Annotated in this window: 29 protein-coding genes; 15 read left to right on the top strand and 14 right to left on the bottom strand. The window is 66.7% G+C overall.

Annotated features, from left to right (window positions below):
• The first annotated feature begins 37 nt into the window (after nucleotides 1–37).
• The gene (locus M1K48_RS06015) at nucleotides 38–754 is read left to right on the top strand and encodes an NAD-dependent deacylase (RefSeq protein ID WP_249504940.1); all 717 of its coding nucleotides are present in this window, start codon (nucleotides 38–40) and stop codon (nucleotides 752–754) included.
• On the opposite strand, the gene era is transcribed toward M1K48_RS06015, so the two are convergent.
• Genes era through lepB form a run of 3 tightly spaced genes read right to left on the bottom strand, consistent with a single transcriptional unit; the run spans nucleotide 751 to nucleotide 3094 of the window.
• Nucleotides 751–1644, bottom strand: a complete 894-nt coding sequence (gene era, locus M1K48_RS06010; RefSeq protein WP_249504939.1) for a GTPase Era — start codon at nucleotides 1642–1644, stop codon at nucleotides 751–753. The two genes, M1K48_RS06015 and era, sit on opposite strands and share 4 nt — an antisense overlap.
• Nucleotides 1641–2303, bottom strand: a complete 663-nt coding sequence (rnc, locus tag M1K48_RS06005; protein WP_249505199.1) for a ribonuclease III — start codon at nucleotides 2301–2303, stop codon at nucleotides 1641–1643. Before rnc ends, era begins: the two co-directional genes overlap by 4 nt.
• A complete protein-coding gene (gene lepB / locus M1K48_RS06000; RefSeq protein ID WP_249504938.1) occupies nucleotides 2303–3094 on the bottom strand; it encodes a signal peptidase I in 792 nt (263 codons plus the stop codon). Before lepB ends, rnc begins: the two co-directional genes overlap by 1 nt.
• A gap of 85 nt (nucleotides 3095–3179) precedes the next feature.
• Between lepB and pgi the strand changes: the two genes are divergently transcribed.
• The 6 genes from pgi (at nucleotide 3180) to M1K48_RS05970 (ending at nucleotide 9712) form a co-directional block, all read left to right on the top strand.
• Nucleotides 3180–4673 (top strand): glucose-6-phosphate isomerase, encoded by a 1494-nt coding sequence (gene pgi / locus M1K48_RS05995; protein WP_249504937.1) that lies wholly within the window; start codon nucleotides 3180–3182, stop codon nucleotides 4671–4673.
• Nucleotides 4670–6022 carry a glutathione-disulfide reductase gene (gene gorA / locus M1K48_RS05990; RefSeq protein ID WP_249504936.1) on the top strand — a complete coding sequence of 451 codons (1353 nt, stop codon included), beginning with the start codon at nucleotides 4670–4672 and terminating at the stop codon, nucleotides 6020–6022. The genes pgi and gorA overlap by 4 nt, the downstream gene beginning before the upstream one ends.
• 123 nt (nucleotides 6023–6145) lie before the next feature.
• Nucleotides 6146–7738, top strand: coding sequence for a phytoene desaturase family protein (locus tag M1K48_RS05985; protein WP_249504935.1), 1593 nt, complete (start codon nucleotides 6146–6148; stop codon nucleotides 7736–7738).
• On the top strand, nucleotides 7735–8889 hold the full coding sequence (locus M1K48_RS05980) for a CaiB/BaiF CoA transferase family protein (RefSeq protein ID WP_249504934.1): 1155 nt from the start codon (nucleotides 7735–7737) through the stop codon (nucleotides 8887–8889). Before M1K48_RS05985 ends, M1K48_RS05980 begins: the two co-directional genes overlap by 4 nt.
• 56 nt (nucleotides 8890–8945) lie before the next feature.
• Nucleotides 8946–9203 carry a hypothetical protein gene (locus M1K48_RS05975; RefSeq protein ID WP_249504933.1) on the top strand — a complete coding sequence of 86 codons (258 nt, stop codon included), beginning with the start codon at nucleotides 8946–8948 and terminating at the stop codon, nucleotides 9201–9203.
• A gap of 50 nt (nucleotides 9204–9253) precedes the next feature.
• Complete coding sequence (locus M1K48_RS05970; RefSeq protein ID WP_249504932.1) at nucleotides 9254–9712, top strand: GreA/GreB family elongation factor; 459 nt, start codon at nucleotides 9254–9256, stop codon at nucleotides 9710–9712.
• 12 nt (nucleotides 9713–9724) lie between these two features.
• On the opposite strand, the gene M1K48_RS05965 is transcribed toward M1K48_RS05970, so the two are convergent.
• The 3 genes from M1K48_RS05965 to M1K48_RS05955 form a co-directional block, all read right to left on the bottom strand.
• A complete protein-coding gene (locus M1K48_RS05965; RefSeq protein WP_249504929.1) occupies nucleotides 9725–10438 on the bottom strand; it encodes a response regulator transcription factor in 714 nt (237 codons plus the stop codon).
• Between the two features lie 109 nt (nucleotides 10439–10547).
• Nucleotides 10548–11270 carry a hypothetical protein gene (locus M1K48_RS05960; RefSeq protein WP_249504928.1) on the bottom strand — a complete coding sequence of 241 codons (723 nt, stop codon included), beginning with the start codon at nucleotides 11268–11270 and terminating at the stop codon, nucleotides 10548–10550.
• Nucleotides 11267–12493, bottom strand: a complete 1227-nt coding sequence (locus M1K48_RS05955; RefSeq protein ID WP_249504927.1) for a toxic anion resistance protein — start codon at nucleotides 12491–12493, stop codon at nucleotides 11267–11269. Before M1K48_RS05955 ends, M1K48_RS05960 begins: the two co-directional genes overlap by 4 nt.
• Before the next feature lie 197 nt (nucleotides 12494–12690).
• Between M1K48_RS05955 and M1K48_RS05950 the strand changes: the two genes are divergently transcribed.
• From M1K48_RS05950 to M1K48_RS05940, 3 genes are read left to right on the top strand one after another with little or no spacing between them, the layout of a single operon-like run.
• The gene (locus tag M1K48_RS05950) at nucleotides 12691–13992 is read left to right on the top strand and encodes a pilus assembly protein TadG-related protein (protein WP_249504926.1); all 1302 of its coding nucleotides are present in this window, start codon (nucleotides 12691–12693) and stop codon (nucleotides 13990–13992) included.
• The gene (locus M1K48_RS05945) at nucleotides 13989–14477 is read left to right on the top strand and encodes a TadE/TadG family type IV pilus assembly protein (protein ID WP_249504925.1); all 489 of its coding nucleotides are present in this window, start codon (nucleotides 13989–13991) and stop codon (nucleotides 14475–14477) included. Before M1K48_RS05950 ends, M1K48_RS05945 begins: the two co-directional genes overlap by 4 nt.
• Complete coding sequence (locus M1K48_RS05940; RefSeq protein ID WP_249504923.1) at nucleotides 14474–14929, top strand: TadE family protein; 456 nt, start codon at nucleotides 14474–14476, stop codon at nucleotides 14927–14929. The genes M1K48_RS05945 and M1K48_RS05940 overlap by 4 nt, the downstream gene beginning before the upstream one ends.
• Here the strand turns inward: M1K48_RS05940 and M1K48_RS05935 are convergent.
• Nucleotides 14907–15668, bottom strand: coding sequence for an enoyl-CoA hydratase-related protein (locus M1K48_RS05935; protein ID WP_249504922.1), 762 nt, complete (start codon nucleotides 15666–15668; stop codon nucleotides 14907–14909). The two genes, M1K48_RS05940 and M1K48_RS05935, sit on opposite strands and share 23 nt — an antisense overlap.
• A 58-nt stretch (nucleotides 15669–15726) precedes the next feature.
• Here M1K48_RS05935 and fsa point away from each other — a divergent pair, with 58 nt between their 5' ends.
• The 3 genes from fsa to M1K48_RS05920 are packed head-to-tail and all read left to right on the top strand — an operon-like array spanning nucleotide 15727 to nucleotide 17896.
• A complete protein-coding gene (gene fsa / locus M1K48_RS05930; protein ID WP_249504921.1) occupies nucleotides 15727–16380 on the top strand; it encodes a fructose-6-phosphate aldolase in 654 nt (217 codons plus the stop codon).
• 53 nt (nucleotides 16381–16433) lie between these two features.
• Entirely contained in the window at nucleotides 16434–16991 is a 558-nt protein-coding gene (locus tag M1K48_RS05925; RefSeq protein ID WP_249504920.1) for a DUF484 family protein, read from the top strand.
• Nucleotides 16973–17896: a tyrosine recombinase XerC gene (locus M1K48_RS05920; protein WP_249504919.1), complete on the top strand. Its 924-nt coding sequence runs from the start codon at nucleotides 16973–16975 to the stop codon at nucleotides 17894–17896. Before M1K48_RS05925 ends, M1K48_RS05920 begins: the two co-directional genes overlap by 19 nt.
• A 146-nt stretch (nucleotides 17897–18042) precedes the next feature.
• Here the strand turns inward: M1K48_RS05920 and M1K48_RS05915 are convergent, their stop codons facing one another.
• The 4 genes from M1K48_RS05915 to rsmI are packed head-to-tail and all read right to left on the bottom strand — an operon-like array spanning nucleotide 18043 to nucleotide 20839.
• The gene (locus tag M1K48_RS05915; protein WP_249504917.1) at nucleotides 18043–18642 is read right to left on the bottom strand and encodes a DedA family protein; all 600 of its coding nucleotides are present in this window, start codon (nucleotides 18640–18642) and stop codon (nucleotides 18043–18045) included.
• Entirely contained in the window at nucleotides 18635–19597 is a 963-nt protein-coding gene (gene gshB / locus M1K48_RS05910; protein ID WP_249504916.1) for a glutathione synthase, read from the bottom strand. Before gshB ends, M1K48_RS05915 begins: the two co-directional genes overlap by 8 nt.
• Before the next feature lie 52 nt (nucleotides 19598–19649).
• Entirely contained in the window at nucleotides 19650–20006 is a 357-nt protein-coding gene (locus M1K48_RS05905; RefSeq protein WP_249505198.1) for a YraN family protein, read from the bottom strand.
• The gene (rsmI, locus tag M1K48_RS05900; protein ID WP_249504915.1) at nucleotides 20003–20839 is read right to left on the bottom strand and encodes a 16S rRNA (cytidine(1402)-2'-O)-methyltransferase; all 837 of its coding nucleotides are present in this window, start codon (nucleotides 20837–20839) and stop codon (nucleotides 20003–20005) included. The genes M1K48_RS05905 and rsmI overlap by 4 nt, the downstream gene beginning before the upstream one ends.
• Nucleotides 20840–20855: 16 nt before the next feature.
• Between rsmI and M1K48_RS05895 the strand changes: the two genes are divergently transcribed.
• Together M1K48_RS05895 and M1K48_RS05890 are read left to right on the top strand one after the other, a co-directional pair.
• Nucleotides 20856–21962 (top strand): penicillin-binding protein activator, encoded by a 1107-nt coding sequence (locus M1K48_RS05895; RefSeq protein ID WP_249504914.1) that lies wholly within the window; start codon nucleotides 20856–20858, stop codon nucleotides 21960–21962.
• Nucleotides 21963–22032: 70 nt separating this feature from the next.
• Nucleotides 22033–22344 carry a hypothetical protein gene (locus M1K48_RS05890; protein ID WP_249504913.1) on the top strand — a complete coding sequence of 104 codons (312 nt, stop codon included), beginning with the start codon at nucleotides 22033–22035 and terminating at the stop codon, nucleotides 22342–22344.
• Here the strand turns inward: M1K48_RS05890 and hemW are convergent.
• The 3 genes from hemW to rph are packed head-to-tail and all read right to left on the bottom strand — an operon-like array spanning nucleotide 22311 to nucleotide 24777.
• Complete coding sequence (hemW, locus tag M1K48_RS05885; RefSeq protein ID WP_249504912.1) at nucleotides 22311–23477, bottom strand: radical SAM family heme chaperone HemW; 1167 nt, start codon at nucleotides 23475–23477, stop codon at nucleotides 22311–22313. The genes M1K48_RS05890 and hemW overlap by 34 nt on opposite strands.
• Nucleotides 23462–24070 carry an RdgB/HAM1 family non-canonical purine NTP pyrophosphatase gene (gene rdgB, locus M1K48_RS05880; protein WP_406697240.1) on the bottom strand — a complete coding sequence of 203 codons (609 nt, stop codon included), beginning with the start codon at nucleotides 24068–24070 and terminating at the stop codon, nucleotides 23462–23464. Before rdgB ends, hemW begins: the two co-directional genes overlap by 16 nt.
• Nucleotides 24067–24777 carry a ribonuclease PH gene (gene rph, locus M1K48_RS05875; protein ID WP_249504909.1) on the bottom strand — a complete coding sequence of 237 codons (711 nt, stop codon included), beginning with the start codon at nucleotides 24775–24777 and terminating at the stop codon, nucleotides 24067–24069. Before rph ends, rdgB begins: the two co-directional genes overlap by 4 nt.
• Between the last annotated feature and the right edge of the window lie 67 nt (nucleotides 24778–24844).

Genomic DNA, 24844 nt, shown 5'->3' with positions numbered 1-24844 from the left:
CGCTTGCTGATAATAGTGTAAACAAAAAGGTTGCAGGATGGTTGCCGAACGCGGACAAAATGGCGAACGCCTTGTCATCCTCACCGGTGCCGGCATGTCCGCCGACAGCGGCGTGCCGACCTTCCGCGCCGCTGACGGGCTGTGGGAGGGCCACCGGGTCGAAGACATCGCCACGCCCGAAGCCTTCGTCCGCGACCCCGCTCTCGTCCACGCCTTCTACGATGCCCGCCGCGCCTACCTCGACGCCGTCGCGCCCAATGCCGGTCATCTTGCCCTCGCCCGGCTCGAGCGCGAGTGGCCCGGCGACTTCCTGCTGGTCACCCAGAACGTCGACGACCTCCACGAACGCGCCGGCTCCACCCGCCTGATCCACATGCATGGGGAACTGAAACGCGGCTGGTGCCTCGCCTGCGACGATCGCTTCGCCTGGTCAGGAACGATGGGGGAGGGGGCGCTTTGCCCCTCTTGCGCGACCTGCGACGAGGTCCGGCCCGACATCGTGTGGTTCGGAGAAATGCCCTACCAGATGGACCGCATCGACGAAGCGCTACGCGGCTGCGACCTGTTCGTCTCGATCGGCACGTCGGGCGCGGTCTACCCGGCCGCCGGCTTCGTCCAGACCGCCCGTTACGTCGGCGCCCACTGCCTCGAGCTCAATCTCGACCCGAGCCAGGGCAGCATCTTCTTCGACGAAACGCGACTCGGACGAGCGTCCGAGCTCGTGCCTGCCTGGGTGGAAAAACTGCTCGCCTAGTTCGACCAGTCGAGCCCGATATCCTCGTACAGGCCCTTGTCCTCACTCCACCGCGGGTTGACCTTGACGTGCAGAAACAGGTGCACCTTGCGGCCGAGATGCTCGCCGATCGCCTCGCGCGCCGCCGCCCCGATCGCCTTCAGCTTCGACCCGCCCTTGCCCAGCACGATCGCCTTCTGGCTGTCGCGCTCGATCAATATCTGCTGGTGGATCACCGCCGACCCGTCCTTGCGCTCTTCCCACTTCTCGGTCTCGACCGCGCTGGCATAAGGCAGCTCGGCGTGCAGCTGCAGATACAGCTGCTCACGGGTCAGTTCGGCCGCCACCATCCGGTCGGTCGCGTCGCTGAGCTGGTCCTCGGGATAATGCCACGGCCCTTCCGGCATCGCCGCCGCCAGGTGGTTCTTAACGTCCGCCACCCCATCGCCGCTGGTCGCGGAGACCATGAATACCTGCTCGGGCGACAGGCGCCCGCTCAGCTCGGTCGCGAACTTCAGCAGATTGCCCTTGTCGGCGATATCCACCTTGTTCAGCACCAGGATCTTGGGCTCGGGCCGCCCTTCGATTCCCTGCAAAACCATTTCGGCGCGCTGGCCGATGCTCGCCGCCGCATCCACCACCAGTACCAGCCGGTCGGCGCTTTCCGCACCTTCCCACGCTGCCTTGACCATCGCCCGGTCGAGCCGCCGCTTGGGCGAGAAGATGCCGGGAGTGTCGACCAGCAGGATCTGGCTGTCGCCCTCGATCGCAATCCCCATCAGCCGGGCGCGCGTGGTCTGCGCCTTGGGACTGACGATCGCTACCTTCTGCCCGACCAGCGCATTGACCAGCGTCGACTTGCCCGCATTGGGCGCACCGATCACCGCCACCAGGCCGCACCGCTTGCTCAACTGATCTTCTCCAGCAAGGCAGCCGCAGCCGCCGTTTCCGCTTCCTGCTTGCTCGCGCCTTCGGCCTCGGTCTCGCCGGCCCCGCCGACGCTCACCTTGACCCGGAAGGTCGGCGCATGGTGCCGCCCGAACTGCCCCAGCAGCTCATAGACCGGAGCCTTGAGGCCCCGCGCCGCCGCCACTTCCTGCAGCTGCGACTTGGGATGCTGCGGCGCCTTCTTCTGGACGTCGAGATACCCGCTCCAGCTCGCCCGCACCAGCCGCTCGGCCACATCTAGTCCGCCGTCCAGCAGCACCGCGCCAAGCAGCGCTTCGACCACGTCGCCGACCACATTGTCGGACAGCTGCGCGCCATCCTCGCGCGCCTGCTTGCCAAGCCTGACCAGCGCTGGAACGCCCCAGTCTCGCCCGACCTCGGCGCAGGTTTCACGCGCCACCAGCGCATTGTAGCGCCGGCTCATCTTGCCCTCGGGTTCGTCGGGAAAGCGCTCGTACAGCCACCGCGCGATCACCAGGCCCAGCACCCGGTCGCCCAGAAATTCCAGCCGTTCATAGCTGTCGCGACCCACGCTGCCATGGGTCAGCGCCCGCTCGAACAGTTTGGGGTCGTTGGCACGATGGCCAAGCCGCTCGCTGACAAAGGCGCCGACGTCCGCCATCAGTGCGACGATCCGATCCGTTCGCTCCGCGCCGCGCTGAACCAGGTCCACGGCAGCAGCCACGACGAAGTGCCGTCGGTCGACCAGAAGGTGACCTGGGCCTTGCCGACCAGCGACTCGATCGGAATAAAGCCCATTCCCCCCATCTCGGGCGGGATGCGGCTGTCGGCACTGTCGTCGCGATTGTCGCCCATCAGGAAGATGTGCCCCGCCGGCACCTGCACCGGCGCGAATTCGTCGACCACCGGATTGTCGACCTGGTCCAGCACGACATAGCTTTTGCCGCCCGGCAGGGTCTCCTGGAAGGCGGAGAACATGCAACTGTTGCCTTGCATCTGCGGTCGCACCGCGCGGCAGGGGCTGTTGACGCTGACCGGGATGCCGACGGGGCTCAGCGGCTTGGTCGCCAGTGCCTGGCCGTTCAGGATCACCCGGCCGCCGATCGTACCGACGCTGTCGCCCGGCAGCCCGATCACCCGCTTGATGACGTCGTTGCCGGCCGGGCCGCGAAACACCACCACATCGCCGCGCTCGGGCAGCTTGGCCAGCAGCCGGCCCGAGATCGGCGGGACCCCGAACAGGAAGCTCGCCCGGCTGTATCCGTAATTCCATTTGGACACGATCAGATAGTCGCCGACATACAGCCCCGGTAGCATCGATCCCGAGGGAATGCTGAAGGGCGCCGCGATCAGGCTGCGCAGGATCCACGCCAGCACCAGGATCATCAGCAGGCCGCGCAGCAGTCCGCCGCCGCCTTCCTGTTTCGACTTGTCGTTCTTCGTTCGTGCCATTCTGCGAACGGCCTTGGGCTTTGGCGGGGCTCGCGGTCAAGCAGGGCAGGGTGGATTTCACGGGCGCCGTCGCTATGTCCCCACCATGCCTTCCCCCCCGACTTCGCTCGCCTTCCTCGGCGCCGGCCCCCCGTCCACCCTCGCCGACCTGTTCGCCGCCGATCCGGCCCGGGCGGAGGACTTCAGCCATGATCTCGGCGGCATCCGCTTCGACCTGTCAAAGACCCACCTCACCCGCGAAGCCGTCGCTGCGCTCCAAACCGAGGATTATTACGACGCGCTGGCCCGCCTGTTCGCCGGCGAGGTGGTCAACCCGACCGAAGGCCGCGCTGCCGAGCATCCGGCCGAACGCGGCTTCGGCTCTCCCGACGCCGTCGCGCTCGCCGCGCAGCGCCGCGGCCGGATGCGCGCGATGGTCGATGCGATCGAGGCCGGCGCGTTCGGCGACATCACCGGCATCCTCCACATCGGAATCGGCGGCTCGGCGCTCGGGCCCGCGCTGCTGGTCGATGCGCTCGGCCGGACCGAGCGGCGCTACCGGGTGGAGATCCTGTCCAACATCGACGGCCAGGCGGTCGACGAGGCGCTCGGCCGGCTCGACCCCGCCACCACATTGGTCGCCGTCGCCTCCAAGACCTTCACCACCGCCGAAACCCTCCGCAATGCCGATGCCGCCTTGGCCTGGCTCGAAGAGGCGGGGGTGGAAGATCCCTACGGCCGCCTGATCGCCATCACCGCCGCGCCCGACAAGGCGATCGAATATGGCATCGACGAAACCCGCGTCCTGTCCTTCGCGCCCAGCGTCGGCGGCCGCTATTCGCTGTGGTCGGCGATCGGCTTCCCCGCTGCCCTCGCGCTCGGCGCCGACGCGTTCGAAGCGATGCTCGATGGCGCCGCGATGGTCGACGAACATGTCGCCGAGGCACCGGCCGACGCCAACCTGCCGCTGCTCGCCGCGCTTGCCGACCTCACCTACACCCAGGGCTTCGGCGCCTCGACCCGGGCGATCTTCGCCTATGACGAACGGCTCCGGCTGCTCCCTTCCTATCTCCAGCAATTGGTGATGGAATCGAACGGCAAACGGGTGCACCTCGACGGTTCGCCGGTCGAGGGACAGACCTCCGCAATCCTGTGGGGCGGCACCGGCACCGATGCCCAGCACGCGGTGTTCCAGCTGCTCCACCAGGGCACCCACCTCGTCCCGGTCGAGTTCATCGCCGTGGCCGAGGCCAGCGACGAGCAGGACCCCGCCCACCACCGCGAACTACTGCTCAACTGCTTCGCCCAAGGCGCCGCGCTGATGACCGGGCGCGGGTCCGACGATCCGCATCGCAATTATCCTGGTGACCGCCCCTCGACCACCATCCTCCTCGACCAGCTCGATCCCTCGGCGCTCGGCACCCTGCTCGCCTTCTACGAACATCGCACCTTCGCCGAAGCCGTGCTGCTCGGAATCAACCCGTTCGACCAGTTCGGCGTCGAACTTGGCAAGGACATGGCCCGCGCCATCGACGATCCCGACACCCGCGCCGCCTTCGACCCCTCCACCCGCGCCCTCATCGAGAAGGCTGGCCTGTGACTGACACTTCCTACGACTACGACCTGTTCGTCCTCGGCGCCGGCTCGGGCGGGGTCCGCGCAGCGCGCATCGCCGCCGGCCACGGGGCCCGTGTCGCCGTCGCCGAAGAGCATCGCGTCGGCGGGACCTGCGTCATCCGCGGCTGCGTGCCCAAGAAACTGCTCGTCTACGGCGCCCACTTTGCCGAGGACCTCGACGATGCCGCCATGTTCGGCTGGGACATCCCCAGCCGCCGATTCGACTGGCCGGTCCTGCGCGACAACGTCATGGCCGAGGTCGGCCGGCTCGAGGGCCTCTACGGGGAAACCCTCGCCAACCATCAGGTGACGGTGCTCAAGACCCGCGCCGTGGTGACCGGCCCCCAATCGCTCCGCATCGCCGACGGCCGCACCGTCACCGCCGGCAAGATCCTGCTCTCCCCCGGGGCCCGCCCGGCGCTGCCCGACATCCCCGGCGTCGAGCATGCCATCACCTCCAACGACGTGTTCGAGCTCGAGGAGATGCCCAAGCGCGTCGTGATCGCCGGCGGCGGCTACATTGCCAACGAATTCGCCGGCGTCTTCCACCAGCTCGGCGCCCACGTCACCATCGTCAACCGATCGGACACCATCCTGCGCGGCTATGACGAGCAGATCGTCGACCGCCTGGTCAAGACCAGCCTCGCCAAGGGCATCGACTTCCGCTTCAACGCCGGCTTCGACTCGCTCGAGAAGCGGGAGGACGGGTCGATCCTTTGCAAGATGAAGGGCTGCGACGACATCGAGGCCGACCAGGTCCTCTTCGCCATCGGCCGCATCCCCAACACCGAAGGGCTCGGGCTCGAGGAACTGGGCGTCGAACTGACCGAGCGCGGCGCGGTGAAGGTCGACGAGCAATATCGCTCGACCGTCCCTTCGATCTTTGCCGTCGGCGACGTCACCGACCGCATCCAGCTCACCCCCGTCGCCATCCGCGAGGGCCACGCCTTTGCCGACACCCAGTTCGGCGACAAGCCGTGCACGGTCGACTATGACAATATCCCGAGCGCGGTCTTCTCGCACCCGCCGATCGGCTCGGTCGGCCTCACCGAAAGCCAGGCCAAGAACAAGCTCGGCGTCATCCGGACCTACACCTCGGACTTCCGCCCGATGAAATACGTTCTCGCCGGTCGCAACGAGCGCGCGCTCTACAAGATCGTCGTCGACGAAGGCTCGGACAAGGTCGTCGGCGTCCACCTGATCGGTCCCGACGCCCCCGAGATCCTGCAGGGCGCAGCGGTCGCGGTGAAGGCGGGGCTCACCAAGGCCGACTTCGACGCCACGTTCGCGCTGCACCCGACGATGGCCGAAGAACTGGTGCTGATGCGCTAGGCTCTGTTCCCCTCTCGCTCGCGGGAGGGGTTAGGGGTGGGTTCGAGCGAAGCGAGCTTTTGATCCGACCAGTCCCACCCCCGGCCCCTCCCGCAAGCGGGAGGGGAGTGCTACGCGCGCACTGTGAAAACCTACGACGCGATCATCATCGGTGCGGGCCACAATGGCCTCGTCTGCAGCTTCTACCTCGCGAAGAAGGGCCTCAAGGTCCTTCTCCTCGAAAGCCAGCCGCAGGTCGGAGGCGCGGCGGTCACCGACGAATTCCTTCCAGGCTTCCGCAATTCTGCCGCGAGCTACACCGTCTCGCTGCTCCAGCCCAAGGTCATCCGCGACCTCGACCTCGCCCGCCACGGGCTCAAGGTCGTCCTGCGCAAAACCGACAATTTCCTGCCGGGCGACAACGGCGACTATCTCCTCAGCGGCCGCGGCGGCCTGACCCGCAGCGAGATCGTCCGCCACCATGCGGCGGACGGCCCCGCCTACGATCGATACATGGCCGAGCTCGAGACGGTTGTGCCCTTGCTCCGCAAGTGGATCCTCAAAGCCCCGCCCGAAGCCGGCTCTGGACTTGCCGGCCTCCCCACCATGCTCGGCCTCGGCCGCGACCTCGTCGGCCTGTCGACCGACCAGATCCGCATCGTCCACGACTATGTGACCCGCTCGGCCGGCGACATCCTCGACCGCCATTTCACGGGTGATCTCGCCAAGGCGCTGTTCGGCTTCGACGGCGTGGTCGGCAACTTCGCCTCGCCTTACACACCAGGTACCGCCTACGTCCTCCTCCACCACCTGTTCGGCGAAGCGGCCGGCGTCCCGGGCGCCTGGGGCCACGCCATCGGCGGGATGGGCGCGATCACCCGCGCCATGGCCCAAGCCGCGCGCGAGGCCGGGGTCGACATCATCTTGAACGCGCCGGCGGAAGAGATCATCGTCGACAAGGGACGCGCGGTCGGGGTCGTCGCCAAGGGCAAGGCGTGGCGCGCGCCGCAGGTGATCGCCGGAATCAATCCGCGCCTGCTGTTCGACAAGCTCGTTCCCACGGGCGCGGTGCCCGAACAGACCCATTTGCACATGACCAACTGGGCCTGCGAAAGCGCGACCTTCCGGATGAACGTCGCGCTGTCCGAACTCCCGCGCTTCACTGCCAAACCGGAAGCCGGCGACCATCTTACCGGCGGGATCATCATCGCCCCCAGCCTTGCCTACATGGACCGCGCCCATGACGACGCGAAGCGTGACGGCTGGTCGAAACAGCCGATCGTCGAGATGCTCATCCCCTCGACCCTCGATCCCTCGCTCGCCCCCGAAGGCAAGCACGTCGCCAGCCTGTTCTGCCAGCATTTCCGCTACCAGCTTCCCGCGCCTCTCCATTGGGACAAGGTGCGCGACAAGGTCGCCGATCATGTCATCGCCACCGTCGACCGCCACGCCCCCGGCTTCGCCAGGAGCGTCATCGGCCGCCAGATCCATTCGCCCCTCGATCTCGAGCGCCGCTTCGGTCTGGTCGGCGGCGACATCTTCCACGGCAAGATGGGTCTCGACCAATTGTTCAGCGCCCGACCGATGATCGGCGCCGCCGACTATCGCATGCCGCTCCCCGGCCTCTACCTGTGCGGCTCGGGCGCGCATCCGGGCGGCGGCGTGACCGGCGCCCCCGGCCACAACGCCGCGCAAGCCGTCCTCGCCGACCGCCGCCCGTGGAAGCGCCGCGCATGACGAGGCCCCTCGCCGGCATCCGCGTCCTCGACCTCAGCCGGGTCCTCGCTGGACCGTGGTGCACCCAACTCCTCGCCGACCTCGGCGCCGACGTCGTCAAGATCGAGCGGCCGGGGCAGGGCGACGACACCCGCCACTGGGGCCCGCCATGGATCGAGCATGACGACGGCACCCGCACCGCGGCCTATTTCCTCGCCGCCAATCGCGGCAAGCGCAGCGCCGCCATCGATCTCGCTTCCGAAGAAGGCGCCGAACAGGTCCGCCGTCTCGCCGACCGCAGCGACGTGGTGGTCGAGAATTTCAAGGTCGGCGCGCTTGCGAAATACGGCCTCGACGCCGCGACCCTGCGGCAGCGCAACCCGCGTCTCGTCTACGCCAGCATCACCGGCTTCGGCCAGGACGGCCCCCGCGCCGCACAGGCCGGCTACGACTTCATGATCCAGGGCCAGGCCGGGCTGATGAGCATCACCGGCCTCCCCGACGAGGTGGAGAATGGCGGCCCACTTCGCGCCGGGGTTGCGGTGGTCGACCTGTTCACCGGCCTCTACACCGCCAACGCCATTCTCGCCGCGCTGGTCCGTCGCGGCACGATCGGGGAGGGGGCAAGGATCGACAGCGCACTGCTCGACTGCGGCCTTGCCATGCTCGCCAACCAGGCATCCAACTATCTCGTCAGCGGCGAAAGCCCGCCGCGACAGGGCAACAGCCATCCCAATCTCGTCCCCTACCAGCCCTTCGCCTGTGCCGATCAGCCGTTGATCGTCGCCGTCGGCAACGACCGTCAGTTCGCCGCCTTCGCCGCTCTGCTTGGCCACCCCGGCTGGGCGACGGACGAGCGTTTCGCCACCAATGCCGCCCGCATCGCCCACCGCACCGAACTCGTCGCCGCGATCGAGGCGATCACCCGCACCGCTCCCGCCGCTCGCTGGTACGAAGCCTGCGAACGCGCCGGCATCCCCGCCGGCCCGATCAACAGCATCGCCGGAGCGCTCGCCGACCCGCAGGCCGCCCACCGCGCGATGCTGCGCGAGATGGACGGCATGCGCCTCGTCGGAAGCCCCGTCCGCCTCGACGATCAGCGGATGGACAGCGACCGCCCGCCGCCGCGTCTCGGGCAGCACACCGACGAAATTCTCGCCGAACTCGGCTGACCGGTCGGACAATCTGTCCAATCGCGCGCGGTGACAGCGCGGGCTAGAGCCGTTGCATGTCCACCGAACGCCAGCAGGCCAGCGCCGATTTCCGGCGCGTGATGAAGCTGATCCTCATCTCAGGGATCATCTTCACCATGGGCGCGCTCGCCTATCTCGGTGCGACCGGCGAACTCTACCTCCACATGGTCGTCGCGGTGATTGGCGGCGTCTTCATTTCGGTCCTGCTCGGCTGCGGCCTGTTCGCCGCCGCTTTCTTCAGCGACAAGAGCGGCCACGACCGTAATGTCACCGACGCCACCCGCGGCAACTAAGACCCGTCCTCGGCGGTTCATGAAGTCATGACCAACCGTTTGAGCCAGCCATGAGCGTCGCCTTCCGCCGCGAGAGCGACGACGAGCATCTCGAACCCAAGTACGAGCTGCCGATCCCGCCCGGCCCCAATCTCGTCACGGATCGCGGGCTCGCCCAGATCGAGCAGCGCGTTGCCGAGCTCGAGGCGCAGCTCGCCGAGCCGATGGAAGAGGAAGCACGCAAGAAGGTCCAGCGCGACGCTCGTTACTGGCACGCCCGCCGCGCCACCGCGCAGGTCGTGCCGACCCCCGATGGCGAAGAGGTCGCGATCGGCACCCGCGTCACCTACTGCCGCGACGGCCAGACCCGCACGAACCTGATCGTCGGCCACGACGAAGCCGATCCCGATACCAACCGCATCGGCTTCACCGCGCCGCTGGTCCGCGCCATGCTCGGCAGCGTCGAAGGCGACGAGGTCACGCTTGCCGATGGCCAGACCCTGACCATCGACACGATCGAGCCTGCCTGAAGGGAATTCCGGCTAGGCTGCGGGGGCGACGATCTCCAGGCAAAGGCTCGGGGTGCACTTCAACCTCTTGTCGATCAGGTCTCGCGCCCGCTGTCTGCCCCCTTCGGTCGCGGTCTGCGACGTGCTGAAGACCAGCAGCGGCTGCGGCGACAACTGCGTGGTGATATCCAGATACTGGCGAGCCTGAAGCTCTGAAATCGGCATCCCGTTCCACAGTAGGCTCCGCCCGTCGAGATGGACCCGGTTGATTACCACGGTCTTCGATCGGGGCGCCGAGGCGGCGGTGCTCCAGTTGGACAGCGGACCGGTGGCGGGCGATCCGGTGAACCAGGTGAACAAAGCTGCTGCGATAACCAATGACATGGCGAACGTACCTCCAACCGCGAAAGCGAGATGCCGGGCCGTGAATCTGCGCTCAGTCCGGTTATCCCAGTTTCTATCCGCGGCGACGGACTCATCGATCCCAATTTCTCTGTCCACAGCATAATTGGGCAGGCCTGCTTCCTCGGCCGACAGCAGCCGCGCTGCTTCCCGGCTGCTGGACACGCCAAGCTTGCGCCGGGACGAGCGGAGATATTCGTTGACGGTATGCACCGACAGCCCCAGCTCGCGCGCGATCGATTTCGCATCATGACTATTCGCCAAGAGCCGCAGGACCGCTTTCTCTCGCTCGCTCAGCAGAGCGCGGGCCTCGCTGGTACTCGTCATGCGAAGCAGAAATGCCATAGCGGATCACGACTGCCTATCCGCTTTGCTTCACAACCAGCGGTTAGGACTTAAACTATTGTGATCGCCGCAACGGTGCATGCAAAGGAACACTTTCCAACCTTGGAGCTCAGTCGGCCTGCCCGTATTTGCTCTCGATAAAGCGCCCCTGCGTGCTGAACGCATCGACGTCGCGCTTGGCCAAGCGCTCACTGACTTCGCCCAGCGCGGTGCGCGTGGCGTTCAGTCCCTCGACCAGCCGCTGGTCGATGGTCTTGCCCTCGCCGTCGGCCTCGCCGCGATAGGCGGGCGGAACCTTAGCGTAGCGGTCGATCAGGCCGGGCAGGTGGATGCTCATCAGCCGCCGCGCGTCCTGTGCGTCGGGGTCCATCGGGTCGGTGCGTTCCAGCGTCTGCTTGAGCGTGCCGAGCCTGCCGCTGATCGAGTCCACCACTTCCTGCGCAGGGGCGGGCAGGGCGCGGCGGTTCTGGTACAGGTAGCTTCCGAACCGCTGCACCATCTCGCCGTTGGGCAGGTCCTTGGGCACCGACGTCATCGGCTCCTCTCGCGCACCCCACACGAACAGCAGCCCGGCGATCGCCACCGCCAGCAGCACTGCCGCGAGAAAGCCGAACAGCCCGATCGGCGTCACGATGCCCAGCCCGATCGTCGCAATGCTGACCGCCAGCAGCGCCAGCGCCGCATTTCGGGTCGCCTTGCCATAACGGCGGATGGTGCGCTGCCGCTCCTGGCGCGCCTGCGTCGCAACTGGCCCCTGCTTTTCGTCGACCACCGCCATCACCCGGTCGAACCGGGCCAGCGCCTTGGACACCTTGTCGTCGGTCTCGCTCACTTGGCCTCGATCGTCGCGAAAGGCGAACTGGCTTCCAGCTTCCCGCCGCCGCTATTGGCCCCCTCCGCCCGGGCGATATAGCCGCGGCTCTTCTCCACCTCGTTGCCGAGGGTATTCACCGTCTGCTTCATATTCTCGAGCGCCTTCAGCTTGAAGCTGTCGATCGAGTCCATCGTATCGTAGATGTTCTGGAACGCCCGCTGCAGCGTGTCGAGCGGGATGGTTGAACTCGCCGCCTGCTCGTGGATGCTCGCCGACTGGCTCTTGAGAAGCTGACCGGTCGAATCGATCATTCCCGCGGTGGTCGTGTTTAGCGCGCTGATCTGCTCCAGCACCAGCCGCTGGTTGGTCAGCGCCTGCGCGACCGTCACCGCGGTCCTGAGCGCCGAAACGGTCGTGGTCGACGCGCGGTCGACGCCCTTCACCAGCTCGACATTGTTCTTCTTGACGATGTCCAGCGCCAGATAGCCCTGCACGGTCACCGCCATCTGCGTCAGCAGGTCAGTAGTCCGCTGGCGGGTGTAGAACAGGGCGGTCTCGCGGATCGCCTTGGCCTTCATCGGCTCGGTCGCGTCGAGCTCGGCGGCCTTCTCTTCCAGCTTGCCGTCGAGCGCCTTGGAGATGTGGATCATCTGCTCGAGCTTGTGCATCGTTTTCCACAGATTGGCACGCTCAGTGTCGATGGCGGCATTGTCCATCAACAGCTCGTCCTTGCCGCTTTGCAGCCGCGCCAGGATCGCGCTGATGTGCCCCTGCGCGCTCTGATACTGGCGGAAGTAGTTCTTGATCGACTTGCCGAACGGGATCAGCCCGAACAGCTTCTTGGTCGGGGTCAGGGCGCCGTTACGCTTGGGATCAAGCGCCTCGACGGTGGTGCGCAGCTGCGTCAGGTCGGCGCCGATGCCGGTATCGCTGTCGATCGCCTTGACCGGCCGGTCAAGGAAGCGGTTCGACGCCCCGGCCGCCTCCGAAATCTCCTTGCGGCCCATGGCCGTCAGCTGATCGACCTTCCGGCCGAACTCAGGCGAATTGCTGTCCAGCGCGACGAGCTCATCGACGAAGCCGTCGACCTTTTTCTCGAGCTCGGTTCGCTCGGTCTCCTTCAGCGGCACCAGGCCAGCGGCTTCCTGCGGCACGACTGCCTGAAGCGCTGCCGGCGGGTCTAGCTTCAGCTTGGTCGCGGTCGGCGAGGCGGTCTGGGTCTCGGTCGGGTCGGTAGCCATGATATCCTTCATCCCCTTCTTGCCTGCGAACATGGCCGCCGCTGGGCCCCGGTGCAAGAAGCGAGTGTATGATATGGCTGATACAGCGGCGCTTCAAGGCGGCGGTGGGTCAAGGTGTCGTTAACCTCGTTCCGGAGGGAATTGCTTACCGTGCTTCGTCTAAGACTCGTCCGGTTCAGAGGAATTGAGGCCATTCGATGCTGCGACTGCTGAAGAAGCTCCAGCGCAACGAGCGCGGAAACGTGCTGATCCTGGCGGGATTCGCCATGCCGCTGATCATCGGATCGGCCGGCCTGGCCGTGGACACCGTGCAATGGGCGCTGACCAAGCGTCAGCTCCAGCGCGCTGCAGACTCGGCCGCGCTCGCTGGTGTCTATGCGACCGTGCAGGGCGCGTCTCAGACCGCAAGCCAGGCAGTCGACTACGAACTCAATATCTCGGGCAACAATCCCAACAGTCGCAATGCGACGGGCCTTCCGCTGACTGCCGCCGATGTTGCCGTCAGCTTCCCAGCGGCCGCCGGGTGGGCCAATCCTGTCAGGGTCGAACTGACCCGCACTCAAATCCCCGCTTTTTCGTCGATGTTCCTGCCGCAACTGACGATCTCCGCAGGCGCCACCGCCGCGACTATCCGCACCGGGGTCTATTGCGTCGTCAGCCTGGTCAACACTGCGGCAACCGGGATCACCGCGACGGGTAACGGCGACATCAATCTCGGCTGCGGAATGATCACCAATTCGACGTCGCTGACCGCCGCGATCGCTACCGGTTCATCCGACGTCTTTGCCTCCCCAGTCGCGGCGGTGGGGGCAGTGCCAGCCAGCAACAACTGGAACGGCGCAGAACTGCTGCCGTTCACGGTCAAGCAGGACGATCCCTACGCCGGAATCAGCCCCCCGACGGTCTCACCCTGCAAGGGCAATTCCAACAAGCTCGACGTCCCGAACAATGGCAATGTCGACCGCACCACGGTCGATACGGCTGGCAGCGTCGTCTGCGTCAGCGACATGTCAGTCAACGGCACATTAAAGCTGCAGTCGGCGACCTACTACATCGACGGAGGCAACTTCGATCTCGGCTCCAACGCCAACATCAGTTGCACCGGCTGCACAATCATCCTGAGCAACAGCGACGCGACGTCGACCGACATCGGCCGGGTGACCATGAACGCTCAGGCCAATGCGAACATGACGGCGCCGTCTTCGGGCCCTTACAGCGGCTTGTTGTTCTACCAGGATCGCCGCGCCGTCCCGACGAACAACAACGCGAATCATATCAACGGCACGTCGACTTCGACCTTCGGCGGAGCAATGTATTTTCCCCGCACCCACCTCAACATCAACGGTAACGCCGGGCTCAGGTTCACCTGCGCCCAGTTTGTCTCCTGGACGGTGGAGTTCTCCGGTAACAGCGGGATCACCAACACGATCAACAACAGCTGCAATGATGGCTCGGACCCGAATGCGATCCTCGGCCGTCACGTGAGGCTGGTGGCGTGATCTGGTTTCGCCTGCCTTGGAAGGACGAGTCCGGCTCATCGGTTGTCGAACTCGCGCTGATCGCGCCGATCCTGACCGGCGTGCTGTTCGCCATCGTCGACCTTGGAAAGGGCTACAACGAGAAGCTCCTGCTCGAACAGGTCGCGCAGCGCGCGATCGAAAAGGCGATGCAGGGGGTTCAGGCCGATCCGCAAACCGGCATCTACGCGACCTTGAAGTCCGAAGCCGCGACCGAGGCCGGAATCGATTCCAGCGCGGTCGTGGTGAAATACTGGCTTGAGTGCAATGGCACCTCGCAGTTCACCACCTTCGCCAAGATGGATGACGACTACAAGAAGGTCTGCGATCCAGGCGTGCAATACAGCCGCTTTCTCCAGGTTAGCCTGGAAAAAGCCTATAATCCCACATTCAAGATGCCGTGGCTCCAGGCGAACTCGCAGGGCAAGGTGGTCGTCAAGGCACGCGCGGCACTGAGGGTTCAATGATGAGCATCGCGCGCACTCTTCTTCGGGACGAAACCGGCGGCGCGATGGTCGAGACGGCGCTTGCCCTCCCGGTCCTCCTCACGATGATCTGGGGCATCACTCAATTCGGTCTCGCCATGCATGCCAACAATGGCATTCAGAACGCGCTTGGCGAAGGCGCTCGCTTCGCCACTCTCTGTGTCAATCCGACTCTGGCGACCGGCTGCCGACGCCCGTCCAATGCGGACATCATCGCTCGCATCAAGCTGCGGCGATTCTCATCGACCTACGGCACGTTCGATGAGCCGACCGTCACCCCCAGTCCTTCCACCGCAACGATCCCGTATCTCGACCTGCAGGTGATCTACCGGATGCCGACCAACCTCATCTTCGTGAATGGTCCGGTGATGGTCTTCACCCGTACCAAGCGCGTCTACGTGACCGGCGCTCCTATGCCCGCTGCCGCGACATAAAGAAGGCGCTGATCGCGGCCCTGACCTCGTCCGAAGTCAGCCGCTCCGAGAAGTGACCGTTCTCTAGGTCCATCCGCTCCAGCACTTCATCGTGCGACGTCCCGCGGAGCAGGCGCTGGGTCAGCCGCGTGGCCTCCGGCGGGCGGGAGAGGAGGGTGGCGACCACGGCTTCCAGGCGCTCGGCCAATTCGCCGCTCGCGGCACGGTGCGTGACAAGGCCGAAGCGCTCGGCCTCCTCCACCCCGAAGGACTCGCCCAGCAGGAGATATTTGGCGGCGAGTTGGCGGCCGGCCAGGCGCGGAAGGATCAGCGAACTGGCGGCCTCGGGAACGAGCCCCAATTCGGTGAACGGCATTTTGAAGCGCGTACCCTCCTCGGCGACCACCAGGTCGCAATGGAATAGCATGGTGGTGCCGATGCCCACCGCATTGCCATGTACCGCGGCGATCAACGGGAGCTGGTTCGTCGCGAGCGCCCGCAACAGCCGCCAGACCGGGATGTCGGTCTGCCCGTCCTGCGGCATCTCTTTCATGAAGTCGGCGAGGTCGTTCCCGCCGGTGAAATCGACGCCTTCACCCTCCAGCGTGATGACGCGGATGTCCGGGTTGTCCTGCGCGGCGGTAATCGCATCGGCCAGCGCCGCGTACATGGCGACGGTGATCGCATTGCGCCGCTCTGGCCGGTTCAGCGAGAGGCGGAGATGGGCGCCGCGGCGCTCGTGCAGGACGTGGTCGGTCATGGACGCCTGTGTGCCGCGCCGCTAAGCGCAGGGCAACTGCACTTGGGATCGTATCGCCATGAAGTTCTTCGCCGACACCGCCGACCTCGCCGACATCCGCGAGCTGATGGACACCGGTCTGCTTGACGGGGTCACGACCAACCCGTCGCTGGTGAAGAAATCGGGCGGCGACTTCATCGAAACGGTCACCGAGATCGCCCGCATCTGCCCGGGGCCGGTGTCGGCCGAAGTCATCGCGCTCGACCATGCTGAGATGATGCGCGAGGCCGAGGTGCTGCGCCGGATCGCCGACAATATCACGATCAAGGTTCCGTTGACGATCGACGGATTGAAGACGTGCAAGGCGCTGACCAGCGATGGCACGATGGTGAACGTGACGCTCTGCTTCTCGGCCAACCAGGCTTTGCTGGCGGCCAAGGCGGGGGCGAGCTTCATTTCCCCGTTCGTCGGCCGCCACGACGACGTCGGCTATCCTGGAATGGAGCTGATCGCCGACATCCGGATGATCTACGACAATTACGATTTCGGGACCGAGATCCTGGTCGCCAGCGTACGCAGCCCGATCCATGTTCACGAAAGCGCCAAGCTGGGCGCCGACGTGATGACCGCGCCGCCCAGCGTCATCCGCCAGCTCTTCTCGCACCCCCTGACGGACAAGGGCATAGCCGCCTTCCTCAAGGACTGGGAAGCGACCGGGCAGAAGATCGGCTAAGACCGTTGCCTCCAGGCACTGGACGTTAACCTTCCCAGGCATACACTGCCGCCATGGGACAGCTCCTCTCCTTCGAGGATCATGCATTGGCGCGGCTGCGTGAGCGCGTGGCCGCCGCCGAAGAGGCGCGGGAGGATCTGCTCGCCTTTGCCCGCGGCCAGTCGGGCGCTGTTGCCGCCATCCACCAGGCGGTGCTTGCCGCCCTCGACGCGACCGATTTCGATCACCTGCTGCATGTCGTGGTGCAGGAATGGCCATTGATCCTCGGCCTCGATGCCGTCGCGCTTGGCCTGGTCGTCGGTCCGCAGGGCTTCCGGGTCGATTCGAGCGGCGTGCAGCATTGCGAAGCCGCATTGCTGCGCCAGTGGGTGAGTGGCGGCGAACCGGTCGAGGTCCGTAGCGTGGCGCGGGGCCATGCGCTGTTCGGGCCGGCCTGTGACCTGATCGGGGCGGAAGCGCTGATCCGGCTGCCCGCCGCCTTGCCCGAAGCCATCCTTCTGCTTGGACAGCGCGGGGCCGAGCCGCTCGACGGCCATCATGGCTCCGAATTGCTGCTGTTCCTCGGAGCGAGCCTCGGCGCTATGCTGCAGCGGTGGACGCTGAACCCCTGAACACCGACGCGCGGTCCCTCGCCGCCAGGTTCGACGCCCAGTTGCGGTTAGACCGCCGTTCCAGCCCGCACACCGCGCGCGCCTATGTCGCTACGGCCCATCGATTGATCGACTTTCTTGCGGTGCATCTTGGCGAGTTGCCGAGCCCTGCCAAACTGACCCAGGTCGAAGCGACGGACCTGCGGGCCTTCCTCGCCCGGCGGAGAGGGGAGGGGCTGGGTCCGTCGGCCGCAGCGCGCGAAATGTCTGCTGTCCGGGCCTTTCTGCGGTTCGCCGCGGAGCAGCAGGGGGTGGCGCTGGCGCTGCCTCGTATCGCCAGTCCCAAGCGCCCCCGCACCCTGCCGCGTCCGGCTGCTCCAGCTGATGCAATGGCGCTCGCGGAAGAGACTGGTGCCTTGGCGCGCGAGCCGTGGATTGCGGCGCGCGACACCGCTCTGCTGTTGTTACTCTACGGCTCCGGCCTGCGCATTTCCGAGGCGCTGGGACTACCGGCGGAAGCGCACCCGCTAGGCGAAACGCTGCGGGTCACCGGCAAGCGCAACAAGACCCGGATCGTCGCGATCCTCCCGGTGGTGGCTGATGCGATGGCGAATTACGCCGCGTTATGCCCCTGGCCGCTCGAACCCGGGCAGCCGCTGTTTCGCGGCGCCAAGGGCGGGCCGCTCAGCGGCGACGTGGTGCGGCGGGCGGTGGCGACGGCGCGCAGGACGCTTGGGCTGAGCGATCGCATCACGCCCCATGCGCTGCGCCACAGCTTTGCCACCCACCTGCTCGCCGGCGGAGCTGACCTGCGCTCGCTCCAGGAACTGCTCGGCCATGCCAGCCTCAGTTCGACGCAGGTTTATACAGCGGTGGATGCGGCGCACATGCTCGACGTCTGGCGCACCGCGCACCCGCGTTCCTGACGATGAGCTGTCAAGGCGACCGGCTGTGGGTTTGACCGGCCGCCTCGACCACTTGGACAAAGGCCCCGGCGGGTTAACGCGGGGCTAAAGATCTGGAACGGTTGGATGTTCGTATAGGTCTACCTAATGACATCAACCGAAGTGGATCAATTCGTCGCGCGATAGCGGATCAGGCGCCAGAGGTAGCCGAGGACGAGTGTCACCAGGATCGCGTTGCTGACGGGACCCAGCCACTGGTCTACCTCGGTGAACTGCTCGCGCAGTTTGAAGCCGGCATAGGCGAGGGCCGACGTCCATCCTGCCGTCCCGATGGTCGACGCGATGAAGAAGGTCTTGAAGCGCATCTTGAGCAGGCCGGCCGGGACCGACACCAGGCTCCGCACGGTCGGAAGCATGCGGCCGAGGAAGACGAAGAAGGTGCCGTTCTGCCGGAACCAGTGCTCCGCGCGCTGCATTTCATTCCAGTCCATCGTGATCCAGCGGCCGAACCGGTCGATCAGGGGCTTGAGGCGAATGATCCCGAGCGCCCGGGCGGCGAGATACCAAACGATATTGCCGAGCATCGCCCCGGTGGTTCCCGCGGCGATGACCCCGGCAAGGCTCATCTGCCCCTTGGCCGCGGCGACCCCCGCGACCGGCATGATCACTTCGGAAGGGATCGGCGGAAAGATGGTTTCGAGGAACATCAGGAAGCCGACGCCGAGGTAGCCTGTCTGTTCGATCAGGCGGATGACCCAATCACCCATGATCGGCACACTTGCCAAGCTTGCGCTCGATCGCGTCCCAGATCAGCCCGGCGCTGTTGATCCCTTCGAAGCGGTCGAGCGCGACGAGGCCGGTCGGCGACGTCACGTTGATCTCGGTCAGCATGCCGCCGATCACGTCGATCCCGACGAACAGCAGCCCGCGGCGGCGGAGTTCGGGGCCAAGCGCCTCGCAGATCTCCCGCTCGCGCTCGCTCAGCTCGGTTCGGTGCGCGGTGCCGCCGGCGGCGAGGTTGGAGCGAATCTCGCCAGCGCCTGGCACGCGATTGATCGCGCCAATCGGATCGCCATCGACGAGGATGATGCGCTTGTCGCCCTCGCTGACTGCGGGAAGGAAGGCCTGGGCGATGAAAGGCTCCTTCCAGGTTTCGGAGAACAACTCAGCCAGCGCGCGCATGTTCGATCCGTCGCGACCGATCCGGAACACCGCAGCACCAGCATTGCCGTGAAGCGGTTTGATCACGATCTCGCCGTGCCGGCGATGAAAGGCAGTCAGTTCGTCCATGCTGCGCGTGATCAGGGTCGGCGGCATGAAGCGGGCAAAATCCAGCACCCACAATTTCTCGGGCGCGCTGCGGACGTTAGCGGGGTCATTGACCACCAGGGTCTTTCCCTCGAGCCGTTCAAGCAGGTGCGCAGCCGTGATGTAGCCCATGTCGAACGGCGGATCCTGACGCATCAGGATTACGTCCACGTCCTCGGCCAGGTTGAGGGCGGCGGGTTCGCCCGGCGCGAAGTGATCGCCCTCGGCCCGCTTGACCGTCACGGGCCGGGCGAGCGCGCGCAGGGCGCCGTCCTCGTAGGTCAGTGCTTCGGCCGGATACTCGTACAGGCGGTGCCCACGCCCCTGCGCTTCCAGCATCAGCGCGAAGGTCGAATCCCCTTTGATGTCGATGGATTCGAGCGGATCCATCTGGACCGCGACGATGAGGCTCATGAAGGCTCCGACGATGACTGAGCCGCCGCCTTAGTGACCCGCCAACTGCCTGTCATCCTTGCCAGACATCGACCAGATGCTGCGGCAGGCGGCCCGGGACGATGTAGATGACGTCGATGCGCACTTCCTCGGCCTGCCCGATGAAGCGCGGCAGCAGCAGTTCTGAGGCGGCGGCGACGCGCCTTAGTCGCGGCGTGTCAAGTGACAGTTCGGCGGCTTGGCGGGTGGCGCGCGCCTTGACCTCGACGAACGCCAGCACCTTGCCGCGGCGAGCGACGAGATCGATCTCGCCGACCGGCGTCCGGACCCGCTGGCCAAGCACCGTCCAGCCCTTGCAGCGCAGATACCAGGCCGCGTAATCTTCCGCCCGGCGCCCCCGCCGCTCGGCTTCGGCGCGGGCCTCGGTCAGCGGACGAGTTCCAGTGCGCGTTCGTAGGCGAGCTTGCGCCTGACCCCGAGGCGCTGTGCGACGGAAGCAGCCGCACGGCTCGCGCTTTCCCCGGCGGCAAGCGCGGCACGCAAGGCCTCGTCCAGGTCTTCGACGCTGGGCGCTTCGGCCTCGGGCGGCGGCGCGACGACGATCACGATCTCGCCCCTGGGCGGGGCATCGGCGTAGCGGGCGACAAGCTCGGGGAGGGCGCCCGTCACGCACTCCTCGTGCATCTTGGTCAATTCCCGCGCCACCGCCGCCTCCCGCGGGCCGAGACCGCCGGCAAGCGCGCCCAAAGTCGCGGCAAGGCGGGGGCCGCTTTCGTAGAGGACCAGGGTCGCACGGATCGCGGCCACTTCGGCGATGGCGTCGGCGCGGGCCTTTTCCTTGGCGGGAAGGAAGCCGAGGAACAGGAAGCGGTCTGTGGGCAAGCCGGCGAGGGTCAGCGCCGCTACCGCCGCGCACGGTCCCGGGACGGTGACGATATTATGCCCCGCAGCCCGTGCCTCGCGCACCAGCTTGTAGCCGGGATCGCTGATCAGCGGGGTGCCGGCATCGCTGATCAGGGCGACGACCTCCTGCCCCAGCCGGGCGACGATGGCGTCGCGATCGGCGCTGTCGCTATGGTCGTTGTAGGTCCGCATCGGGACATGCGCGTCGACATGCGCCATGATCCGCGAGCTCACCCTTTTGTCTTCGGCAAGCACGAGGTTTGCACGGCGAAGCACGTCGGCGGCGCGCACCGTCAGGTCGCCAAGATTGCCGATCGGGGTCGCGACGATGTAGAGGCCGGGGGTCAGGGGATCGTTCATAGAAAGCAGCACCGTCATGGCACTCTCCGCCAGCATGGCACAAGGCCGCCGCACCTTTCTTACCGCCGCACTTGGCGCATTGCTGCTGGCGGGTTGCGCCGGCCGCCCGCTCGATCGGCCCGGGTCCGGCAATTCGCGGGTCAACCGGGTGGCGGTGCTGGTGCCGCTTACCGGACCCGACGCCGTCGTCGGCCGCGCGTTGGGTAATGCGGCCCGGCTGGCGATGTTGGATACCGGCACCAAGGCGTTCGAGCTTACGCTGTTCGACACCGCCCAGCGCGGATCGGCTGCGGCGGCGCAGCAGGCGATCGGGAGCAATCACGGCCTGATCCTCGGCCCCCTGCTCAGCGCCGACGTGCGCGCCGCCACGCCGCTGGCGCAGCGAGCGCGGGTGCCGTTGATCGCCTTCAGCAACGACCGCGAGGCGACCGCGCCGGGGACATACATCCTCGGTTTCACACCGAGCCAGGCTGTCGAGCGGGTGGTGCTGGAAGCTGCTGCGCGGGGCAGCCGCCGCTTCGCTGCGATCGCTCGGGCAAATGAATATGGCCAGCGTTCGGTCCAGGCGCTAGCCGCCGCCGTCGGGCAGACCGGGGGGCAGGTGGTCGGGGTCGAAACCTATGATTCGCTTGGCGCTTCAAGGGCGGCAGTACGGCGGCTGTCGTCACGGCCTTACGATGCGATCCTCATCGCCGACAACGTCCGGACGGCCGGCCTTGCCGCGCCCGGGGTACCTGCCGGAGCGCGGATCCTCGGGACCGAATTGTGGGCAACGAGTAGTGCTGGGGCGAGCACACGGCTTCGCGGTGCGTGGTTCGCCGCACCGACTGAGGGGCGCTGGAGCCAATTCCTCGGGCGCTACAGGGCGCGTTATCCCGGCCAGAACCCGCCGCGTATCGCCAGCCTTGGCTATGATGCCGTCCTGCTGGCCGCACGGGCGGCGCGCACATGGAAGCCCGGGCGGCGCTTTCCGCTGGGGGCGATCAACGACCGCGAAGGCTTTGCCGGCGTCGACGGGATCTTCCGCTTCCGCTCCGACAATGTCGCGCAGCGCGCCTTCGAGGTGCGGGCGCTGACCGCATCGGGTTCGACCCTCGTTTCACCGGCGCCGACCAGCTTCTGAGGGGGGCTGGAAAAGCCCCGCGAATCGAGTCATCCTGCAAGGTGCAACCACTTGGGGAGGGGCCTTGGTGATGCTTACAGGATTGGTTCTGATCGGCGCCGCGGCAGCGATGCAGGCGGATGGGGCGGTGCAGCGCAAGGCGTTCGTGACCTGCCTGCGCACGACGGTCGAGCAGGCGCAGAAGGACAAGAAGACATCGGCCGATTTCGACGGCTTGGCGCGCGCCGGTTGCACGGCGCAGATGACGGCGTTCAAGTCGGCGCTGGTGGCGATCGACCTGCGCAACGGCAGGCCGCGTAAGCCCGCCGAGAGCGACGCCGACCAGCAGATTTCGGATTACGTCGCCAGCTATGCCGAACGGATCACCGCCGACGGCGGGTGAGGGTCGGCGATCTGGCCGAGGATGTGATCGAGTAGGAGCCGGCCTGCCGGCGTGGTGTGGAGGCGGTCGCCGGTCCACGACAGGTGGCCGCTGGCGACGAGGCGGGCGACGGCGCGATCGTCGATCAGGCGGTCGAGACCGAAGCGGGACCGGATCGCTTCCGGATCGATACCCTCGGCCAGCCGCAAGCCCATGACCAGCGCCTCGTCGGCGGACTCGATCGGCGACAGCGGCGCTTCCTCGACGATGCCGTGGCCGTTGCGGGCGAGGCCGGAGAAGAAGTTCTCTGGCTTCTTGTGGCGAACGGTGCGCTGGCCGTGGCGGCGGCCGTGCGCGCCGGGGCCGACGCCGGCATAATCGGCGTAGCGCCAGTAGGTGAGGTTGTGGCGGCTTTCCTCGCCCGGGCGGGCGTGGTTGCTGATTTCGTAGAGCGGGAGGCCCGCAGCGGCAGTGACCTCGCCGGTCAATTCGAACATGTCGGCCGCCTCGTCGGTATCGAGCGGCGCGAGCTTGCCGGCGGCGTGCAGCGCGGCGAAGCGGGTGCCGGGCTCGATCGTCAATTGATAGAGCGAAAGGTGCCCGGTGCCGAGCGCGAGAGCCGTGTCCAGCATTGCCTGCCACTCAGCGATGGTCTGCCCCGGCAGGGCGTAGATGAGATCGAAGCTGACGCGGCCGAAGTGGCGTTGCGCGACGTCGAGCGCAGCCAGGCCCTCGCGCGCCGAATGGGCGCGGCCGAGGAAACGAAGGGCGCTGTCGTCGAGAGACTGGAGACCGAGGCTGACGCGGTTGATGCCGGCGGCGGCGAGGTCGGCGAAACGCGCGGCCTCGACCGAAGAAGGATTGGCCTCAAGCGTGATCTCGACATCGTCGGAAGCGGACCAGTGGCTCTTGGCAGCCTCGATCAGCGCTCCGGCAGTGGCCGGGTCCATCAGCGATGGAGTGCCGCCGCCGAAGAAGATGCTGGTGAGGCGGCGACCCGGGAGAAGGCCCGCCTCATAGGCGAGGTCGGCGAGCAGCGCATCACGCCACGCCTGCTGGTCGATCGACTCGCGAACGTGGCTGTTGAAGTCGCAATAGGGGCATTTGCTGACGCAGAACGGCCAGTGAAGGTAGAGGGCTAGGTCGCCAGCCATTGCACCAATTGCTCGAACGCCTTGGCGCGGTGGCTCATGGCGTGCTTGGCCTCCGGCTCCATCTCGCCGAAGGTCTTCTCGTGGCCATGCGGCACGAAGATGGGATCGTAACCGAAGCCGTTGGCCCCGCGCGGCGGATAGACGAGATGGCCGAACACCTTGCCCTCGAAGCTTTCGGTGCGGCCGTCGGGCCAGGCAAGCGACAGGGCGCAAGTGAAATGCGCGTCGCGGCCGGCCTCGGGTCCGGCGGCTTGCAGCGCTTGCTCGACCTTCTGCATCGCCCGACCGAAGTCGCGGTTGCCGGCCTCATCCTCGGCCCAGCGGGCGGAGTGAATGCCGGGATCGCCGTTCAGTGCGTCGATGCTGAGGCCGCTGTCGTCGGACAGGGCGGGGAGGCCGGTCAGGTCGGCAGCGGCGCGGGCCTTCAGTTCCGCATTGGCGACGAAGCTGGTACCGGTCTCCTCGGGCTCGGGCAGGTCGAGTTCGGCAGCACCGAGGCATTCGATCCCGAACGGCGCGACCAGCGCGCGTATTTCGCGCAGCTTGCCCTCGTTATGAGTCGCGATGACCAGCTTCGGCCCGACCGCGTTCACCGCCCGCACGCCTTAAGCTGAGCAGCGAAGATATCGCCGCAGCCGATACGGGCAAGGCGGAGCAGGCGCAGCAGCCCTTCCTCATCGAAGGTCGCGCCTTCGGCGGTCAGCTGTGCCTCGACGATCGCGCCGTCGGCGGTGAGAACGAAGTTGCCGTCGCTGCCGGCGGTCGAGTCCTCGAGATAGTCGAGGTCGAGGACCGCGGTGTCCTGGTGGAACCCGCAGCTGACTGCGGCGACCTGGGTGCGGATCGGGTCGGCGGAGAGCTTGCTCATGATCCCGTCGACCGCGAGGCGAAGCGCGACCCAGGCGCCCGAGATGGCGGCGGTGCGGGTGCCGCCGTCGGCCTGGATCACGTCGCAGTCGAGCACGATCTGACGCTCGCCGAGCAGTTGCAGGTTGGTGACGGCGCGGAGCGAGCGGCCGATCAGGCGCTGGATTTCCTGGGTACGGCCCGACTGCTTGCCCTTGGCCGCTTCACGCGCGCCGCGGGTGTGGGTGGCGCGGGGGAGCATGCCATATTCGGCGGTGACCCAGCCCTGGCCCTTGCCGCGCAGGAACGGCGGGACCTTTTCCTCGAGGCTGGCGGTAACCAGCACGCGAGTGTCGCCGAAGCTGACGAGGCAGGAGCCTTCGGCGTGCTTGGTGAAGCCGGGTTCGAAGCGCAATTCGCGCATCTGGTCGGGGGCGCGGCCGGATGGGCGCATGTTTGTCACTCCTGATAATGGTTCGCGCGCCCTTACCCGCATGTGGGAGCGCAAGTCGAGGCACGGC

This window comes from Sphingomonas glaciei, assembly GCF_023380025.1.
GTDB classification, from domain to species: domain Bacteria; phylum Pseudomonadota; class Alphaproteobacteria; order Sphingomonadales; family Sphingomonadaceae; genus Sphingomicrobium; species Sphingomicrobium glaciei.
The sequence above is the reverse complement of the archived record's forward strand: the minus strand, read 5'-3'. Positions and strand labels throughout refer to the sequence as shown.

What these genes read in the sequence shown, in the direction of transcription:
- M1K48_RS06015 (WP_249504940.1), top strand. Translation starts at nt 38, where the DNA reads ATGGTTGCCGAACGCGGACAAAATGGCGAACGCCTTGTCATCCTCACC.
- rnc (WP_249505199.1), bottom strand. Translation starts at nt 2,303, where the DNA reads ATGGCGGACGTCGGCGCCTTTGTCAGCGAGCGGCTTGGCCATCGTGCC.
- lepB (WP_249504938.1), bottom strand. Translation starts at nt 3,094, where the DNA reads ATGGCACGAACGAAGAACGACAAGTCGAAACAGGAAGGCGGCGGCGGA.
- pgi (WP_249504937.1), top strand. Translation starts at nt 3,180, where the DNA reads ATGCCTTCCCCCCCGACTTCGCTCGCCTTCCTCGGCGCCGGCCCCCCG.
- M1K48_RS05980 (WP_249504934.1), top strand. Translation starts at nt 7,735, where the DNA reads ATGACGAGGCCCCTCGCCGGCATCCGCGTCCTCGACCTCAGCCGGGTC.
- M1K48_RS05975 (WP_249504933.1), top strand. Translation starts at nt 8,946, where the DNA reads ATGTCCACCGAACGCCAGCAGGCCAGCGCCGATTTCCGGCGCGTGATG.
- M1K48_RS05970 (WP_249504932.1), top strand. Translation starts at nt 9,254, where the DNA reads ATGAGCGTCGCCTTCCGCCGCGAGAGCGACGACGAGCATCTCGAACCC.
- M1K48_RS05965 (WP_249504929.1), bottom strand. Translation starts at nt 10,438, where the DNA reads ATGGCATTTCTGCTTCGCATGACGAGTACCAGCGAGGCCCGCGCTCTG.
- M1K48_RS05955 (WP_249504927.1), bottom strand. Translation starts at nt 12,493, where the DNA reads ATGGCTACCGACCCGACCGAGACCCAGACCGCCTCGCCGACCGCGACC.
- M1K48_RS05950 (WP_249504926.1), top strand. Translation starts at nt 12,691, where the DNA reads ATGCTGCGACTGCTGAAGAAGCTCCAGCGCAACGAGCGCGGAAACGTG.
- M1K48_RS05940 (WP_249504923.1), top strand. Translation starts at nt 14,474, where the DNA reads ATGATGAGCATCGCGCGCACTCTTCTTCGGGACGAAACCGGCGGCGCG.
- M1K48_RS05935 (WP_249504922.1), bottom strand. Translation starts at nt 15,668, where the DNA reads ATGACCGACCACGTCCTGCACGAGCGCCGCGGCGCCCATCTCCGCCTC.
- fsa (WP_249504921.1), top strand. Translation starts at nt 15,727, where the DNA reads ATGAAGTTCTTCGCCGACACCGCCGACCTCGCCGACATCCGCGAGCTG.
- M1K48_RS05925 (WP_249504920.1), top strand. Translation starts at nt 16,434, where the DNA reads ATGGGACAGCTCCTCTCCTTCGAGGATCATGCATTGGCGCGGCTGCGT.
- M1K48_RS05915 (WP_249504917.1), bottom strand. Translation starts at nt 18,642, where the DNA reads ATGGGTGATTGGGTCATCCGCCTGATCGAACAGACAGGCTACCTCGGC.
- gshB (WP_249504916.1), bottom strand. Translation starts at nt 19,597, where the DNA reads ATGAGCCTCATCGTCGCGGTCCAGATGGATCCGCTCGAATCCATCGAC.
- rsmI (WP_249504915.1), bottom strand. Translation starts at nt 20,839, where the DNA reads ATGAACGATCCCCTGACCCCCGGCCTCTACATCGTCGCGACCCCGATC.
- M1K48_RS05895 (WP_249504914.1), top strand. Translation starts at nt 20,856, where the DNA reads ATGGCACTCTCCGCCAGCATGGCACAAGGCCGCCGCACCTTTCTTACC.
- M1K48_RS05890 (WP_249504913.1), top strand. Translation starts at nt 22,033, where the DNA reads ATGCTTACAGGATTGGTTCTGATCGGCGCCGCGGCAGCGATGCAGGCG.
- hemW (WP_249504912.1), bottom strand. Translation starts at nt 23,477, where the DNA reads ATGGCTGGCGACCTAGCCCTCTACCTTCACTGGCCGTTCTGCGTCAGC.
- rph (WP_249504909.1), bottom strand. Translation starts at nt 24,777, where the DNA reads ATGCGCCCATCCGGCCGCGCCCCCGACCAGATGCGCGAATTGCGCTTC.